Source organism: Mycobacterium sp. IDUB_24 (genome assembly GCF_055419385.1).
Window position 1 is genome coordinate 355,766 of the sequence record NZ_JBVAXO010000008.1, and the last position, 15,253, is coordinate 371,018.

General features: G+C 64.9%; 19 protein-coding genes. 11 read left to right on the plus strand and 8 right to left on the minus strand.

The genetic code is table 11. The features are described 5' to 3' along the window. The first annotated feature begins 9 nt into the window (after positions 1-9). The 3 genes from ACZYZF_RS26680 to ACZYZF_RS26690 are packed head-to-tail and all read left to right on the plus strand — an operon-like array spanning position 10 to position 2,926. Complete coding sequence (locus ACZYZF_RS26680) at positions 10-1,203, plus strand: polyamine ABC transporter substrate-binding protein (RefSeq protein WP_463837305.1); 1,194 nt, start codon at positions 10-12, stop codon at positions 1,201-1,203. A 5-nt stretch (positions 1,204-1,208) separates the two neighbouring features. Next, complete coding sequence (locus ACZYZF_RS26685) at positions 1,209-2,084, plus strand: ABC transporter permease (protein ID WP_463748041.1); 876 nt, start codon at positions 1,209-1,211, stop codon at positions 2,082-2,084. Then, positions 2,081-2,926: an ABC transporter permease gene (locus ACZYZF_RS26690; protein WP_463837307.1), complete on the plus strand. Its 846-nt coding sequence runs from the start codon at positions 2,081-2,083 to the stop codon at positions 2,924-2,926. Before ACZYZF_RS26685 ends, ACZYZF_RS26690 begins: the two co-directional genes overlap by 4 nt. Position 2,927: 1 nt before the next feature. Here ACZYZF_RS26690 and ACZYZF_RS26695 read toward each other — a convergent pair whose 3' ends face one another. From ACZYZF_RS26695 to ACZYZF_RS26705, 3 genes are read right to left on the minus strand one after another with little or no spacing between them, the layout of a single operon-like run. Continuing rightward, positions 2,928-3,284, minus strand: coding sequence for a nitroreductase/quinone reductase family protein (locus ACZYZF_RS26695; protein WP_463837308.1), 357 nt, complete (start codon positions 3,282-3,284; stop codon positions 2,928-2,930). Between the two features lie 19 nt (positions 3,285-3,303). Continuing rightward, on the minus strand, positions 3,304-4,137 hold the full coding sequence (locus tag ACZYZF_RS26700) for an EamA family transporter (RefSeq protein ID WP_463837348.1): 834 nt from the start codon (positions 4,135-4,137) through the stop codon (positions 3,304-3,306). A 35-nt stretch (positions 4,138-4,172) separates the two neighbouring features. Next, positions 4,173-4,790 carry a TetR/AcrR family transcriptional regulator gene (locus ACZYZF_RS26705; protein ID WP_463748044.1) on the minus strand — a complete coding sequence of 206 codons (618 nt, stop codon included), beginning with the start codon at positions 4,788-4,790 and terminating at the stop codon, positions 4,173-4,175. Between the two features lie 212 nt (positions 4,791-5,002). Between ACZYZF_RS26705 and ACZYZF_RS26710 the strand changes: the two genes are divergently transcribed. The 3 genes from ACZYZF_RS26710 (at position 5,003) to ACZYZF_RS26720 (ending at position 7,409) form a co-directional block, all read left to right on the plus strand. Then, complete coding sequence (locus tag ACZYZF_RS26710; RefSeq protein WP_463837310.1) at positions 5,003-6,355, plus strand: aromatic ring-hydroxylating oxygenase subunit alpha; 1,353 nt, start codon at positions 5,003-5,005, stop codon at positions 6,353-6,355. Between the two features lie 44 nt (positions 6,356-6,399). Beyond that, complete coding sequence (locus ACZYZF_RS26715) at positions 6,400-6,864, plus strand: hypothetical protein (protein WP_463837312.1); 465 nt, start codon at positions 6,400-6,402, stop codon at positions 6,862-6,864. Positions 6,865-6,944: 80 nt separating this feature from the next. Then, the gene (locus tag ACZYZF_RS26720) at positions 6,945-7,409 is read left to right on the plus strand and encodes a GtrA family protein (RefSeq protein WP_463837313.1); all 465 of its coding nucleotides are present in this window, start codon (positions 6,945-6,947) and stop codon (positions 7,407-7,409) included. 6 nt (positions 7,410-7,415) lie between these two features. On the opposite strand, the gene ACZYZF_RS26725 is transcribed toward ACZYZF_RS26720, so the two are convergent. Both ACZYZF_RS26725 and ACZYZF_RS26730 read right to left on the minus strand, forming a co-directional pair. Next, complete coding sequence (locus tag ACZYZF_RS26725) at positions 7,416-8,234, minus strand: acyl-CoA thioesterase domain-containing protein (protein ID WP_463837314.1); 819 nt, start codon at positions 8,232-8,234, stop codon at positions 7,416-7,418. 44 nt (positions 8,235-8,278) lie between these two features. Continuing rightward, positions 8,279-8,977, minus strand: coding sequence for an MBL fold metallo-hydrolase (locus ACZYZF_RS26730; protein ID WP_463837316.1), 699 nt, complete (start codon positions 8,975-8,977; stop codon positions 8,279-8,281). A 50-nt stretch (positions 8,978-9,027) separates the two neighbouring features. On the opposite strand from ACZYZF_RS26730, the gene ACZYZF_RS26735 reads away from it, so the two are divergent. The 3 genes from ACZYZF_RS26735 to ACZYZF_RS26745 all read left to right on the plus strand — a co-directional run bounded on the left by ACZYZF_RS26735 (position 9,028) and on the right by ACZYZF_RS26745 (position 11,207). Beyond that, positions 9,028-9,849, plus strand: a complete 822-nt coding sequence (locus tag ACZYZF_RS26735) for a tat pathway signal sequence (RefSeq protein ID WP_463837318.1) — start codon at positions 9,028-9,030, stop codon at positions 9,847-9,849. A 76-nt stretch (positions 9,850-9,925) separates the two neighbouring features. Then, on the plus strand, positions 9,926-10,702 hold the full coding sequence (locus tag ACZYZF_RS26740) for a DoxX family protein (RefSeq protein ID WP_463748051.1): 777 nt from the start codon (positions 9,926-9,928) through the stop codon (positions 10,700-10,702). Between the two features lie 10 nt (positions 10,703-10,712). Beyond that, positions 10,713-11,207, plus strand: a complete 495-nt coding sequence (locus ACZYZF_RS26745; protein WP_463748052.1) for an RDD family protein — start codon at positions 10,713-10,715, stop codon at positions 11,205-11,207. 31 nt (positions 11,208-11,238) lie between these two features. Here ACZYZF_RS26745 and ACZYZF_RS26750 read toward each other — a convergent pair whose 3' ends face one another. Next, entirely contained in the window at positions 11,239-12,660 is a 1,422-nt protein-coding gene (locus tag ACZYZF_RS26750) for a GntP family permease (protein ID WP_463837319.1), read from the minus strand. Then, entirely contained in the window at positions 12,657-13,184 is a 528-nt protein-coding gene (locus ACZYZF_RS26755) for a gluconokinase (RefSeq protein ID WP_463748054.1), read from the minus strand. Before ACZYZF_RS26755 ends, ACZYZF_RS26750 begins: the two co-directional genes overlap by 4 nt. A gap of 123 nt (positions 13,185-13,307) precedes the next feature. On the opposite strand from ACZYZF_RS26755, the gene ACZYZF_RS26760 reads away from it, so the two are divergent. Then, a complete protein-coding gene (locus ACZYZF_RS26760; protein ID WP_463837320.1) occupies positions 13,308-14,024 on the plus strand; it encodes a FadR/GntR family transcriptional regulator in 717 nt (238 codons plus the stop codon). An 8-nt stretch (positions 14,025-14,032) separates the two neighbouring features. Continuing rightward, a complete protein-coding gene (locus ACZYZF_RS26765) occupies positions 14,033-14,920 on the plus strand; it encodes an SCO6745 family protein (RefSeq protein WP_463748056.1) in 888 nt (295 codons plus the stop codon). Positions 14,921-14,923: 3 nt separating this feature from the next. Here the strand turns inward: ACZYZF_RS26765 and ACZYZF_RS26770 are convergent, their stop codons facing one another. Then, positions 14,924-15,250, minus strand: coding sequence for a YnfA family protein (locus ACZYZF_RS26770; RefSeq protein WP_463837321.1), 327 nt, complete (start codon positions 15,248-15,250; stop codon positions 14,924-14,926). Positions 15,251-15,253: the final 3 nt, after the last annotated feature.

The following is a 15,253-nucleotide window of genomic DNA, read 5'->3' on the forward strand; positions in this document are numbered from 1 at the left end:
AAGGTCGCCATGCCCGAGAACCTCGACCCCCGACTGCTCGCCCGACTGACTGCGAACCGCACATCACGTCGCCGTTTCCTGGGAGGCGGCGCGGCTGCCGCAGCCGCACTGGCGCTGGGGCCCTCGGTCCTGGCCGCATGCAGTTCAGGTGAGAAGTCCAGTGCCCCATCCACCTCGGCCGCACCCGACGACGGGTCACCGGCCAGTGGCCTGCTGCGGGTGTCCAACTGGCCGCTGTACATGGCACCCGGGTTCGTCGAGGCATTCCAGAAGTCGTCCGGTTTGCAGGTCGACTACAAGGAAGATTTCAACGACAACGAGCAGTGGTTCGCCAAGGTGAAGGAACCGTTGTCACGCAAGCAGGACATCGGCGCCGATCTCGTGGTGCCCACCGAGTTCATGGCTGCCCGCATCAATAATCTGCACTGGCTCAGTGAGATTCGTGACTCCCGAGTGCCCAACAAGAAGAACCTGCGCCCCGATCTGCTGAACTCGAAGATCGACCCGGGGCGCAAGTTCATCGCACCGTTCATGTCCGGCATGGTGGGCCTGGCATACAACAAGGCCGCCACCGGCCGGCCCATCACCAAGATCGAGGATCTGTGGGATCCCGCCTTCAAGGGCCGCGTCAGTCTACTGTCGGACCTGCAGGACGGCTTGGGCATGGTCATGCTCTCGCAGGGCAATTCACCAGAGGACCCCACCAGCGACGGAGTCAAGAAAGCCGTAGACACGATCCGGGAGAACAAGGACAAGGGCCAGATCCGCAAATTCACCGGCAACGATTACGCCGAGGAGCTGGCCTCGGGCAATGTGGTTATCGCCCAGGCCTATTCGGGTGACACTGTGCAGCTCAAGGCCGACAACCCCGACATCGAGTTCATCGTGCCGGAAGCCGGCGGTACCTGGTTCATCGACACCATGGTGATCCCCTACACCACACAGAACCAGAAGGCTGCCGAGGCGTGGATCGACTACATCTATGACCGGGCGAACTACGCGAAGTTGATCGCCACCACGCAGTTCGTCCCGGTCTTGTCGGACATGACCGACGAGCTGAGGAAGATCGACCCCGCAATCGCCGGCAACCAACTGATCAACCCGCCGGCCGCGACCCTGGAGAATCTCAAGTCCTGGGCGGCCCTCACCGACGAGCAGACGCAAGAGTTCAACAGCCTCTACGCCGCCGTGACCGGAGGCTGACGCCGATGGCAGGTGTGGCCACCAGCAGCCGGCAACGGAGCAAGATCGCCCCTTACCTGATGATCCTGCCGGCCCTGGTGTACCTCGGGATCTTCTTTGTGGTGCCGTTCTTCTCGCTGGCGCGCACCTCGTTGTCGACGTCGGGCGGCTCCGTGTACTTGCCGACGCTGCAGTTCGATTGGAACTTCGGCAATTACGCGCACGCCTTCACCGAGTACCAGGACCAGATACTGCGCACGTTCGGGTACGCGTTCGTCGCGACGGTGCTGTGCGCGATCCTCGCCTTCCCGCTGGCATACGTGATCGCGTTCAAGGCGGGCCGGTTCAAGAACCTGATCCTGGGCTTGGTGATACTGCCGTTCTTCGTCACCTTCCTGATCCGCACGATCGCCTGGAAAACGATCCTCGCCGATGACGGCTGGGTGGTGAGTGCTCTCGGCACCATCGGTCTGCTACCCGACGAAGGCAGACTGTTGTCTACCAGCTGGGCCGTGATCGGCGGCCTCACCTACAACTGGATCATCTTCATGATCCTGCCGCTGTACGTGAGCCTGGAGAAGATCGATCCCCGGCTGATCGAAGCATCCAAGGACCTGTACTCGTCGAACGCCCGCAGTTTCACCAAAGTGATTCTGCCGCTGTCGATGCCAGGAGTGCTGGCGGGCAGCATGCTGGTCTTCATCCCCGCTGCGGGTGATTTCATCAATGCCGACTATCTGGGCAGTACCCAGACCAGCATGATTGGCAACGTGATCCAGAAACAGTTCCTGGTGGTCAAGGACTATCCCGCCGCCGCAGCGCTCAGCATGGTGCTGATGGCCATCATTCTCGTGGGCGTGCTGCTCTACACCCGGGCGCTGGGGACGGAGGACCTGGTATGACCGCCGCCGCAGTCGAGGCCGCCACCAACCCGGCCGAACCGAAAGTCGTCAAAGGCTCCCCGCGATGGGGCGACCTGCTGTTACGGCTCATCGCCGGGCTGGTGTTGTTGTACCTGTTCCTGCCGATCTTCGTGATCGTGTTGTTCTCGTTCAACGATCCGGCGGGCAAGTTCAACTACACCTGGCAGGGATTCACCCTCGACAACTGGGCGCACCCGTTCAAATATCCGGCGCTCACCGAGGCTCTGAAATTGAGCCTCAACGTGGCCGCCGTGTCGACGGCCGTTGCCCTGGTGCTGGGCACCCTGGTGGCAATCGCCCTGGTGCGCCAACGTTTCCGTGGCCAGAAAGCTGTCGACACCTTTCTCGTGCTACCGCTGACTGCCCCCGAGGTCGTCATGGGTGCCTCCCTGTTGACGCTGTTCCTCGATCTGGGTTGGGCCACCGGCTACACCACGATCGTGGTGGCCCACATCGCCTTCCAGGTCAGCTTCATCGCAATGACGGTGCGGGCCCGGGTACGCGGTTTCGACTGGACGCTTGAGGACGCCTCGATGGATCTCGGTGCGAGCCCGACCCGGACATTCTTCAAAGTGACGCTGCCGCTGATCGTTCCGGGCATCGTGGCTGCCGCGATGCTGTCGTTCGCCTTGTCGCTCGACGACTTCATCATCACCTACTTCGTCAGCGGATCCACCGTCACCTATCCGCTGTATGTCAACGCAGCGGTCAAGGCCGCAGTGCCTCCGCAGATCAACGTGCTGGCCACCGCCATCCTGGTGGTGAGCCTGCTGTTGCTCATGGTCGGCACGCTGTACCGGCGCAAGCGGATCGACGCCTGAATCAGGGTGTGTCCAGTCGCACCGTGACAGCCACTTTGCCCCGACTGTCACGGTGGGCGACGGCATGTCCGGTCCGGTCGCGACCGTCCAGGTTCAGCAAGGTGAGCTGACCGCCCTCGCCGAGGAAGTTGCGCCACCAGGTCTTACTGTCCGGCGTCATCGCGTTGATGGTCACCTGGTCGCCGTCGCGCTTCACGGAAACCGGTGTCTCGAACGTGCGGCCCGACCGGCGCCCGGTGTACCGGATGACCACCACACCGTGACCGATCCAGCGGCCGAGCACCGGAACACGGGTGAGGCCCACGGCGGCCGCATTGAACCACCGGGCGACGGGGGAATTGAAGATTCCGCGTGACATTGGCGCCAGCGTAACCCGATCAGCCGACTTCGGCGGGGACCGGTGTGGCACGCGCTCCGGTGCGTGCCGCGCCGATCCCGGCGGCCACCACGAAGCAGATGCCGAACACGGCGGCCGGGGACGGAATCTGGCGCAGCAGGACAAGACCGACGAGCATGGCGAACGCCGGCTCGAGGGCCATCAGCGTGCCGAACGCGGTGGTGCTCAGATGGCGCAGTGCAGACATCTCCAGCGCGAACGGGACCACCGGTAGCAGGATCGCCAGGCCCACACCGATCAGCAACAGCTGCGGCGTCAGCTGCGGAATCACCGAGGGCCCGACGACCGCGGTGCCGACCAGGCCGGCGACCGGCATCGACACCCCCAGGCCCTTGATACCGGCCACCTCGTCGCCGACCCGTTGGGTCAGCAGGATGTAGCAGGCCCAGCACAGCGCGGCGCTCAAGGCGTAGAGCACACCGATGAGGTCGACGTCTCCCGTCCAAGGCTCGGTGAGCAACACGACTCCGGCCGCCGCCAGCCCAGGCCACAGAATCCGATTGCGGCCCTTGCCATGCGCCACCGCGACCCCGAGCGGGCCGAGGAACTCCAGTGCACTGGCTGTGCCGAGAGGGATCCGGGACAGCGCAGCCATGAACAGCATGGTCACCCCGGCGGTGACCACGCCGAGCGCGACGCAGGCCCAGAAGGCAGATTTGGTGAACGCCGAAGGGCGTGGCCGCACGATCAGCAACATGAGCACGCCGGCCCAGGCCAGGCGCAGCCACGCGGCCCCCTCGGCACCGATGTCGTCGATCAGGCCGACCGCCACGGCCAGACCGATCTGCACGCACAGCATGGAGGCCATGGCCATCAGGGCGCCGGTGCGCGCCGGATGTCGAACCTGGGTCACTCGCCATTCCCCTTGGGGACAACGATATTCGCCAGCACCATCCGGAGGAACGGACGGTAGACCGCCTGTTCATCGAGGAGGCTGTTGAGGGTGACGCCGTCGTTGGCGGCCAGAACCACCCGGGCGAGATCCTGCGCCGGGATGCCCAGGTGACCACCCAGGCGGGCCGCGCCCTTGGAGATGTAGTCCGCGAGGGCACGGACCGTCTCCTCCCGCTGTGCGGCCACCCGCTCCCGCGCGTCCGGGTTACGTAACAGAAACAGCGTGTATTCGGATCCGAGCGCGGCCCGGTCCGGCCCCTCGGCGGCGACCAGATCCCGCCAACGGTCACCGAGCTCGTCAGCGTCGAGATCGTCGAGTCGGTGAAATGTCGCGATGACATCGGCGAAGCCGTCGAGGAATTGTTGACGTTGCCGTTCGACCACAGCCAGGAACAACTCGGCCTTGCTCCCGAAGTGGGAGTAGATGGCACCGCGGGTATATCCCCCGACCTCGGCGATGTCTTCGAGCGCGGCCCCGTCAAACCCCTTGCGCGCAAATACCTCCTCGGCAGCATCCAGCAGAACGTTGCGCGTGTGCTCCAAGCGGCGTTGCTTCGTCCAGCGTTCGGCCATGACCCCATCCTGTCAAACGTTAGCCAGCGGGCGCGGCGTGCTCCTCCATGATCGTCGCTAGTCGAACCCATATATACATATTTGTATTGAATATACGTCTATGTATAGTAGTGACCACAGTCACAAAAAGCGGCCCCGACTGTCGCCAGGCTCGGGGCACACCGACGTCACCAACACCTCACAGCCCGGATATCAAATGAGGAGGCCCGCTCGTGCAGACAGCACGCCCCGGAAACTGGGTGGACAACGCCACCCGCCTGGACGACATCGCGCCGGACGCCTATCGGATGGAGATTCCGACGAGTCGCTATATTGCGCCGGAATTCGTTGCTCAGGAACGTGATTCGATCTGGAAGAAAGTCTGGCAGGTGGTCGGCCGGGCGGACGAGTTACCCAACGCCGGCGACTGGAAGCAGTACCAGATCTTCGATCAGTCCTATCTGATCGTGCGGGGCAAGGATGGCACGATCCGAGGCTTTGTCAATGCCTGCAGGCATCGGGGCAACGTGCTGTGCCGCGAAACCCGTGGAAACGCCAAACGCGGCTTCCTGTGCCAGTACCACCTGTGGTCGTATGACCTCGACGGCCGACTCAAGGGCATGCTCCGGGAAGCGTTGGCCGGGCCGATCGACAAAGACACCCACGGGCTCATCGACGTCTCGGTGGGCACGTTCGCCGGGTTCATCTTCCTGAATCCGGATCCCGATGCCGCGCCCTTGGCCGACTTCATCGGCGACGAGGTCGCGACCATGCTGGCGCCGTATCACCTCGACCAGATGGTGACCGTGATGGACGTGACCGAGGCCATCGACTGCAACTGGAAGGTCGTCCTCGATGCCTTTCAGGAGGGCTATCACATCGACGGCATCCACCCGCAGTTGCTGCGAGTGATCAACATCGACCCGGCCACGAGCCGGTACCGGTTCTTCGATCGGCACAGCGTGTCGATGGCACCGTTCGATGTTGTCGGCGCCACGCCGGAGCAACAGGTCGACGGCATCATGGACCTACCAGAGACCTTCCCGTCGACCGTTGCGGTGCTCCCCCGCTTCCAGGAGCTGATCGCCGAGTACCGCGCCGATGACGGCTCGTTGAACTTCGCCGACGGAGTGACCGCGCGCACGCTGCTACAGAGGGCAACGCGAGATACGTTGACCGGCATGGGGCTTGATGTCAGCGGTCTGACCGACGCCCAGATGAGCGACAACCACGGGTGGGTGTGGTTCCCGAATTTCTTCATGACCATCCGGGCCGGGGAAGCCACGATCATCATGGCGCTACCGCATCCCGACGGAGACCCCAACCGGTGCATCTGGCACGTGGCCAGCTACATGTGGTTACCCGACGAGCACAAAGCCGCGTTCACCGCGGAACCGATCGTGGTCGACCAGGCGGGCAGCTACAAGTATTTCGAAGCGCTACAACAGGATTACGAGCAGATGCCGCGTCAGCAGATCGGATTGCGCAACACCGCTCTCAAACACATGGCCTTGGTCAAGGAAGAAGTCGTCATCGCGCACTTCCATTCGGTCGTCGACAGATATCTGGCGCCAGCCGGATTCTGAGCCGTACCGACCGCCATTCCGACCACAGAAGAGGAACTTCCCCGTTGAGAGACGTCAGCGAAGTTGTCGAAGAATACACCGGCCGCCGCCGCACCGTGGTGCAGTACGCCGTCACCACCAAGCAATTGGTAGGCGCCGCAAAGCAACCCGGCTTCGGGGCCGACGGTTGGGCCCCGCTGGCCGCCTTGGTCGCCGTTGACGAGTTCGAACGCGTCGGCAATTTCAAGGAGGTCATGAACTGGGAGCAGTACACCGACTTCATGACGAACTGGGCCGCGACTTCCGAGTGGGACGGCTTGTTCAAACGCGTCAGCGAGGTTGACGGCATCGTGTTCCTCGAACTCGAGGAGCACACCAAGATGGGCGACTTCGAGTCGGTGGTCAACTCGATCTCGGTGTACGAGTTCACCGCCGACGACAAGATCCGCCACATCGACCTCTATCTGCAGATGGCGCTGCCGAACACCGAGATGCTGACCAGCTATGAGGGAGTTGCGATCTCCGAGTGACTGCCACCCCGTGCGGACACCGCCGGTGAAGTTCGCCCGGTGCTCACGGTCCCGACATCTTCCGATGCCACAGTGTCCATGTGCGGAGCGAACCGAGCCGGGTATCCTCGGCCGAGCGATTCCACCAGAGGTGTGTCGTGGCGGTGCGTATCCTGCCCGCGCCACTGAATTCTCTTGTGGCACCGACCTTTCTCGGTTTCGCCTTGATCAACACCTTCACCTTCGGCGTCGATCTGGCCATCCTGACGATGCTGCACGGCGGGTTGCGGGCGCCGCTTCCTGTCGCGGTGACCGTCGGATACGCCGCGGCCTTCGGCCTGGCCTACTACCTCAACCGGACCCTGAACTTCCGTTCGCATGCAGCCGTAGGTCCCCAACTGACCGTCTACGTCGTGGTTGTCGTGATCAACTACCTGGCGTTCATCCTGGGAGTGTCCAGTGGCCTGGCAACTATGGGGGTCGAGTACCACCTGGCGCGGATCGTCGCCGGCGGCTGCGAGGCCGCCTTCATGTACAGCGCGATGCGATGGGTGGTGTTCCGGTGACCGGGGCTACCGGGGCGCCGTCCGTTCTGGAAACGGATCATTGGAGAAATCGATCTGAGCCGCGGGGTTGCTGATCGCCGTGACGAGGCCGGTGCCGAACGCTCCGGCGCTGTCGTACAGCGTCGAAGCCCCCACGGCGACGCCGTCGGCGGCCCAATGCGAGTCCGCCTGCACACCGATCCACTCGTCACCGGGGAGTCGGGACAGCGCGACGGTGAGGTCACCGTTGATGTAGCCGACGCCGGCGGTTCCCAGGTTGGTGACCAGGCTCGTGCCCTCAGCCGCCATCGCTGCCCGCACAAACGGTGAATTCGGGTGCCCCTGCACCACGGTGATGGTGCGGTTCATGAATCGCTTACGCGACGCGTTCTGATGGTCGGCGATGGCGCGGCCCCACCCTCCCGCGTCACTGCCCATGTACGTCGTCCGGTCCCCGTCGAGCGCGGCGGGCGGTTCGAAGTCGGTAGGTGCAGTCCACTCCTCGCCCCGCGGCGGTGCACTGAGCCGGTATTGCACCAACGTCGCACGCGCCACGGTCACGCCGTCCTGAACCAGTTCGCACTCGGAATTACGGACCCGTCGGCCATCGCGGATCAACGCCACCTTTGTCGTGGTCGGCAGCCCACGCGCGGCTTTGAACAAGTCGACCGTCAACCGCGCCGGCAGATACTCGGGAAGCCCGAAGGCCGACTCCAGCGCCCGGGCGGCCAGGCCGACCAGCGCCGGCCCGTTGAGGTGGTCCTCACCCCAGTGGCTCTGCGCAAACCGGGTCGGCTGGAACCTGTCCTGCTCGGACTGCACAAAATGGGCGTCGACCTCCGTCATCGGCGAATCGTCGCATATGGGCTAACTAAATCGGTCAGCGGGGATCAGGTAACGCACCGGGCGCTCAGCCAGCGCTGCTGGAGCCGGATGAAATGGGCATCGACGACGGCGCCGTGGCCGGGCACGAACACCCCGTCCTCCCCGCCCGCGGCCAGCACCACCTCAAGCGTGGCCGGCCAGGCCACCAGATCGGAGTCGGCATCGATCACCGGGTCGCCCGACTGTTCCACGAGATCTCCGCAGAACACCACCGTGCGGTCGTTCGGCACCGTCACGATCAGGTCATGGGCGGTGTGGCCGGAGCCAGGACGGCGGATGCTCACGGACCGGCCGCCGAGATCGATATCGGCGCTGGACACCTGGTGGGCAGGAATCGACATCGCCGCAATCGCCCGGTCGACGTCGTCGGTGTCGGCACCGTGTCGGATCGCATCCGCGCGCAGGTGGGCCCGACGCCGCACCATGGTGACGGCAACCTCTGGGGCGCAGTGGATTTCGGCGTCCTTGAACCAGGAGCAACCGAGGATATGGTCGAAATGGTTGTGGGTCAGGACGATATGGCCGACGGGCTGCCCCGTCAGCGAAGCTACGTCGGCTTCGATTCCCGCGGCCTCGGCCAACGTGGTGCCGGAATCGATCAACAGGGTCTGCGCATCGCCGCTGACCAGTCCGACCGTCACGTCAAGAAATGGCAGGCGGGTGCGCCATACACCTGCACCCAACCGCTCCCAGTCGAAGTTCATCGTCCACCGTGAATGCCGACAATGCGCCGCACGCCTGCGAAGCTACTCCTGTGCGCCGCATCCTGTTCTGTGTTCTTGTACTCGCCGCCGTCGCCTGCGGCATCACCGTCCCGTCGGCGTGGGCGGCCTGCGCGACCGCGACCGACTGCGACTTCGCCGAACGGATCGCCGCTGCCGACGCCTATCTGACGACGCGCCCCGGCACGGTCGGATACGTGCTGCGCGACCGGTCCACCGGTGCCGTCTACCGGAACAGTCACGCCGGCGAACAGGTGTGGACGGCATCGACGATCAAACTGGGCATGGTGGTCGACCTGTTGACCAGACAACGGGCGGGCACTGTCGCGCTGACCGATGCGGACCGGTCCCTGATGGCGGCCATGCTGCATTCTTCTGACGACGATGCCGCCGACACCCTGTGGTCCCGGTACAGCGGCGCCGATCATCAGGCGTTCAACGCCGATTTCCCGGCCTACGGGCTGACCGGACTTCAACCGCAGCGCGGATTCAGTCGGATCTACCCCTATTGGGGCTTCCAGAAGGCCACACCCGAAGATCTGGACCGATTGATGACCTACACCCTCACCAGCCTCACCACAGCCGAGACCGCCGGCATCGTGGATGCGCTGCAGCACGTGGACGCGAACCAACAGTGGGGCGTCTGGGGCGCCGGACCGGCGATGAATCCCGGCAACAAGGACGGCTGGTCGCTCGAGCAGGGCGGCTGGGTGGTCAACAGCGTCGGTTTCGCCGGACCGCAGCAGCGCTACACGTTGGCGATCATGAACTCCCTCGGCGATCAGGGCGGCTATGACGAGGGAGTCCAGACCACCACCCACCTCAGCGAAGTACTGCTGGCCGGGCGCCGGTGAGCTGACCGCGCAGGTTTGCCGTGCCGGGCTAGGGGGCAACTACTAGCTCATGTTGATCAGACGAATCGCCCGCCCTATGTTGTCTGCGACCTTCATCGCCCGAGGTGTCGAAACCCTGCGCGACCCGAGTGCCTCCACCGAAACGACACGCAGAACGCTCGGCGCGCTGAGTGCCCTACCCGGCCCGGTCGGCGCAGGAGTACCCAACAACGCCGACGCGGTTGCACGGGTCAACGCGGCGGTTCAGGTGGCGGGCGGACTGCTCTTCGCGCTCGGCCGTGCTCCCCGGCTGACCGCGGCGGCGCTGGCCGTCACGATGATTCCGAGAAGCATTGGTTCCCAAGCATTTCTGAAAGATTCCGACCCGCAACACGCCGCGGCGCAGCGGCGTGAGTTCCTCACCGACGTGAGTCTGCTGGGCGGCCTGATCATCGCGGCGGCCGACACCGCGGGCAAACCGTCCCTGGCCTGGCGCGGACGCCGGGCCGCACGGCAGGTCTCGGCCAGCGTCGCCGCCGCTGTTCCCGGTGTGACGACCGGCAGCCTCAACAACAACGCCCTCACCGACAGTGCGTTCGCGGAGAAGGTCGGGCAGGGCCTGGCCGTCGGTGCCGAACGGGGCCGTGAGCTGGCCGATGTAGCGGTCGAGCGGACGAGCGAATTGGCCTCCGAGTTGGCGCAACTCGCGCGGGAACACGGGCCAGAAGTGGCCGACGCGGCCCGTGAACGTGCCACCGAGTTCGCGCACATCGCCCGTGAGCGCGTACCCGAACTTGCCGAGGCGGCCCGCGAACGTTCTGCCGCGGTGGCCGATATCGCGCGAGCTCAACTTGATCAGCGCCGCAATCGGTAGCGTTGGGGGCATGAGCACGGGTGACTATCAACCGGGATACGGTCAGTACGGACAACAGGGTGGCTATCCGCCGCCTTACAGCACGCAAGCACCTGGGGGCCTGGGCCGGCGCTGGCTCGCCAGGGTGATCGACGGGATCTTCGTCATGATCGTGGCGTTCTTCCTGTCGTTCGTCACCGATTCGCTGTCCAGCTATTGGGTAACCGGACTGTTCACCGGACTGCTGATGTTCGTCTACTACGTGGCTTTCGAGGTGGCGATGGGCGCGACGCCCGGCAAGAAGCTGCTCGGGCTCGTGGTGCATGGTCCGGCCAATGCGCCGAAGCCGACGGCCGCGCAGTCGGCGATCCGCAATGCCTTCACGCTCCTGACGATCATCCCGTTCGTCGGCGGCTTCCTGGCCGTTGTCGCGATGATCATCATCGCGGTGACCATCAGCTCCAGCCCCACCAAACAGGGCAAGCACGACGAACTCGCCGGCGGCACCCAGGTGGTCCGGGGCTGAAACCCGTTGTGTGGCGGCTCGGCTTACCCGTTCAGACGACGAGCCCCAGCAACAGCACGAAGAGCAGGCCGGACACCGACAGCACGGTCTCCATCAGTGACCAGGATTTGATGGTCTGACCCACGGTCATCCCGAAATACTCCTTCACGAGCCAGAATCCGGCGTCGTTGACGTGCGAGAAGAACAGCGAACCGGCACCCACCGCGAGCACCACGAGTGATACCTCGCCGGTGCTCATCCCCTCGACCAAGCCGAGCATCAGTGACGAGGCGGTGATGGTGGCCACGGTGGCCGAACCGGTCGCCAACCGGATCAGGACGGCCAGCACCCACGCCAGCAGCACCACCGACAGGTTGGCGCCCTTCGCCCATTCGGCGAGCAGGGTGCCGATACCGGTGTCGACCAGAACCTGTTTGAAGCCACCGCCGGCTGCCACGATCAGGATGATGCCGGCCACCGCCGGGAGCGATGACTCGATGCATTTCACGATCTGGTCACGGGTCATCTGTGCACCGCGCCCGAGGGTGAACATGCCGACCACCACCGCGATCAGCAATGCCATCAAGGGCTGACCGAGGATGTCGAACGTCTGACGCAGCAGATGGGACTTGTCGTCGACGAAGATGTCGACGAGCGCCTTGCCCATCATCAGGGCCACCGGCAGTAGAACGCTGAACATGGTGGTGGCGAACGTCGGCCGTGCCTTCGTGGCGGTCGTGGTGGCCCCACCGGAGTCAGCGCCTGCGGAGTCCGCCGCGTCGAACCGGTCCGGGACCTCCAACACCACCCAGCGACCGGCCAACTTGCCGAACAACGGACCTGCCACCACGATCGTCGGGATTGCCACCAGCACACCCAGCGCCAAGGTGACTCCGAGATCGGCGTTGAGCAAGGAGATCGCGGCGACCGGTCCGGGATGCGGTGGCACGAAGCCGTGCATGGCCGACAGGCCCGCCAGCGCGGGGATGCCGACGGTGATCAAGGACAGTTGAGAACGGCGGGCCACCAGGTAGATCACCGGCATCAACAACACCAGGCCGATCTCGAAGAACATCGGTAGTCCGATGATGGCGCCCACCAACGCCATTGCCCACGGCAGCGCCCGTGGCGAGGCATGCCCGACGATCGTGTCCACGATCTCGTCGGCGCCCCCGGAGTCGGCCAAGAGCTTGGCGAACATCGCACCGAGAGCGATCAGGATCCCGACGCTGGCAGCGGTGGATCCGAAGCCGGTGGAAAAGGAAGCGAGTACATCGCTCACGTTCTCGCCCGCAGCGATGCCCACGGTCAGCGCGCCGAAGATGAGGGCCAGGAACGGATGCAGTTTGACGATCGTGATGAGCACGACGATCACGGCGATGCCGGCCAGTGCGGCCAGGACCAACTGCGCGCCGCCGGCCACCGGCTCGACCAGCTCGGTCCCGGCCGCGAGATGAGTGAGCGCCGAGGTCATCGGTTCTCCTGTTCTGTGGTCGCAGTGTCGGATCGGACTGTGCCCCGGTGCACGTACTCGTCGACGATGGCGTCGATGCTCTGATCCACGTCGATGGCGACACCGACCTCATCAGGGCCGAGCGGCTCCAGCGTCGCGAATTGCGAGTCCAGCAGGGCGGCCGGCATGAAATGCCCCGGTCGGCTGGCCTGGCGCCGGCGGATCACCTCGGGTGATCCGCTCAGATACAGAAACACCACATCGTGGCAGTGCTGCCGCAATTGGTCGCGGTACTTGTGTTTGAGCGCCGAGCAGCTCATCACGCCGCCATGGTGGTGCTTGGCGAGCCACTCACCGATCGACTCCAGCCAGGGATAGCGATCATCGTCATCGAGGGCGTGCCCCGCAGACATCTTGGCGATGTTGGCGGCGGGGTGAAAATCGTCCGCGTCGGCGAACGGCACCCGCATCCGCTGTGCCAACGCGGCCCCGACGGTCGACTTGCCCGACCCCGATACGCCCATGACCACGACTGGTGAACCCATACATCCGCCTCACAATGTGTGTCTGCCGTCACACAGTTTGGCGTAAAAAGCATACGATTGCAACACCATCACAATTAGATCTGTTTATTAACCACTCCATGCGAGATATGACAGGATGTGAACGTGTCCTCGCCCTCAAACGTCGGCGCGCTGCATGCCAGTCTGCTGACCGCGCTCGGCACCGGAATCGTCTCCGGCAAACTGGCGGCTGAGCAGGTACTGACCCTGGACCGGGTCAGTGCCGAGCACGAGGTATCCCGCAGCGTCGCGCGCGAGGTCATCCGGGTACTCGAATCGATGGGCATGGTGGAATCTCGGCGCCGGGTAGGGATCACCGTCCAGCCCGCGCGCAAATGGAATGTGTTCGACCCCATGCTCATTCGCTGGCGACTGCAGGCCGGCGACCGCGCCGCCCTGCTGGCATCGCTGTCGGAACTTCGGCGAGGTTTCGAACCGGCCGCCGCAGCACTCGCCGCCAGGCGGGCGAACCCCGATCAGTGCCGAATCCTGGCGGCCGCGGTTTCGGACATGGTGGTGCACGGACGGTCCGGCAATCTCGACGCATACCTGTTGGCGGACAAGGTTTTCCATCACACACTTCTCGATGCCAGCGGCAACGAGATGTTCCGCGCACTCAATGACGTGGTGGCCGAGATCTTGGCCGGACGCACCGAACACGGTCTGATGCCGGACTCCCCCAACCCGGCCGCCACCGAGTTGCACGACGAGGTGGCCCGGGCGATCCGGCTGCGTAACGAGGACGCCGCCGAACGAGCGATGCGAGCAATCATCGACGAGGCCGCCACCGCGGTGACCGACGGTGACGCTCCCGGTGCTTAACTAGCGGTATGGGTCGTTCTCCCGCTTTGGCGCGTCGTTTCTTCGACCGGTTGGAGCCGGTACACGGGGTCACCTACTTCGCGCCGGAATCGCTCGCGGCATTCGCGGAATTCGGCTACCCCGGCTTCTGGATGGGGTACTTCGGTGCCCGCTCGGCGCCGCTGGGCATCGTGCCACCCGAAGTCGTCGCCGCAGCGTTCTACAACTTCACCATCGAGCGCGTGGCCAGGGCGCTGCCCGCGGCCTGGGACAAGGCGAGTCCGGCAACGCTTTTGCGGGTGCGGTCGGATTCGGCTGTCGCGGCCCTGCGCCGCTCCGGGGTAACCGACTCCGAGTCCACCCGACTCGCGGCCGAGCTGACGGCAAAAGCCGCCCGCACCGCACCCTTGGATGGCCGGCCTCTCTATGCCGCCAACCGAGCGCTGCCGTGGCCGGAGGAACCGATCGCGAAGCTCTGGCATGCGGTCACCCTGCTGCGCGAGCAACGCGGCGACGGCCATATCGCTGTGCTGGTCTCCGAGGGGATCAGCGGTCGGGAATGCAACGTGTTGCACGCCGCGGCCGGTCGGGTGCCGCGCGAGATGATCATGCGCGGCCGCGACTATGACGATGAGCAGTGGTCGGGTTATGTCGAACAATTGCGCTCGCGCGGTTGGCTCGACGGTGAGGGTGAGCTCACGGACGCCGGGCGAGACGTCAAGCAGGCCATCGAGGATCGCACCGATGCCCTGGCTCTGAGAGCACTGGATGCGTTGACCGACGACGAGATCAGCACCCTGTTCCGGGTGCTGACGCCGATCACCCGGCAGGTGGTGGCCGCCGGCGACGTTCCGGCCGCCACGCCGATGGGCCTGAACCGTGACGACCTCGACGACGACAGCGCCCATCTGGGCTGACGGTCAGCGCGGGGCGTACATGATCAGTCCGACGCCGACGAGGGCTACCAGCGCACCGGCGACATCCCAGCGGTCGGGCCGGAAACCGTCGGCCACCATGGCCCACAACAACGAACCGGCGATGAACACGCCGCCGTAGGCAGCGAGGACCCGGCCGAAATGAGCGTCGGGCTGGAACGCCGCGACGAAGCCGTAGGCACCCAGTGCGATCACACCGGCGCCCATCCACGTCCAGCCGCGATGCTCGCGCACGCCCTGCCACACCAGCCAGGCGCCGCCGATCTCCAACACCGCGGCGAGGACGAACAGCGCGACCGACTTGCCTACCATTGC

Bases quoted from the DNA above. Each gene is read 5' to 3' on its own strand.
- ACZYZF_RS26725 (WP_463837314.1), bottom strand. From the start codon at position 8,234: ATGACGGAGGTCGACGCCCATTTTGTGCAGTCCGAGCAGGACAGGTTC.
- ACZYZF_RS26695 (WP_463837308.1), bottom strand. From the start codon at position 3,284: ATGTCACGCGGAATCTTCAATTCCCCCGTCGCCCGGTGGTTCAATGCG.
- ACZYZF_RS26770 (WP_463837321.1), bottom strand. From the start codon at position 15,250: ATGGTAGGCAAGTCGGTCGCGCTGTTCGTCCTCGCCGCGGTGTTGGAG.
- ACZYZF_RS26685 (WP_463748041.1), top strand. From the start codon at position 1,209: ATGGCAGGTGTGGCCACCAGCAGCCGGCAACGGAGCAAGATCGCCCCT.
- ACZYZF_RS26765 (WP_463748056.1), top strand. From the start codon at position 14,033: ATGGGTCGTTCTCCCGCTTTGGCGCGTCGTTTCTTCGACCGGTTGGAG.
- ACZYZF_RS26700 (WP_463837348.1), bottom strand. From the start codon at position 4,137: ATGGCCATGGCCTCCATGCTGTGCGTGCAGATCGGTCTGGCCGTGGCG.
- ACZYZF_RS26730 (WP_463837316.1), bottom strand. From the start codon at position 8,977: ATGAACTTCGACTGGGAGCGGTTGGGTGCAGGTGTATGGCGCACCCGC.
- ACZYZF_RS26690 (WP_463837307.1), top strand. From the start codon at position 2,081: ATGACCGCCGCCGCAGTCGAGGCCGCCACCAACCCGGCCGAACCGAAA.
- ACZYZF_RS26680 (WP_463837305.1), top strand. From the start codon at position 10: ATGCCCGAGAACCTCGACCCCCGACTGCTCGCCCGACTGACTGCGAAC.
- ACZYZF_RS26750 (WP_463837319.1), bottom strand. From the start codon at position 12,660: ATGACCTCGGCGCTCACTCATCTCGCGGCCGGGACCGAGCTGGTCGAG.
- ACZYZF_RS26740 (WP_463748051.1), top strand. From the start codon at position 9,926: ATGTTGTCTGCGACCTTCATCGCCCGAGGTGTCGAAACCCTGCGCGAC.
- ACZYZF_RS26705 (WP_463748044.1), bottom strand. From the start codon at position 4,790: ATGGCCGAACGCTGGACGAAGCAACGCCGCTTGGAGCACACGCGCAAC.
- ACZYZF_RS26745 (WP_463748052.1), top strand. From the start codon at position 10,713: ATGAGCACGGGTGACTATCAACCGGGATACGGTCAGTACGGACAACAG.
- ACZYZF_RS26755 (WP_463748054.1), bottom strand. From the start codon at position 13,184: ATGGGTTCACCAGTCGTGGTCATGGGCGTATCGGGGTCGGGCAAGTCG.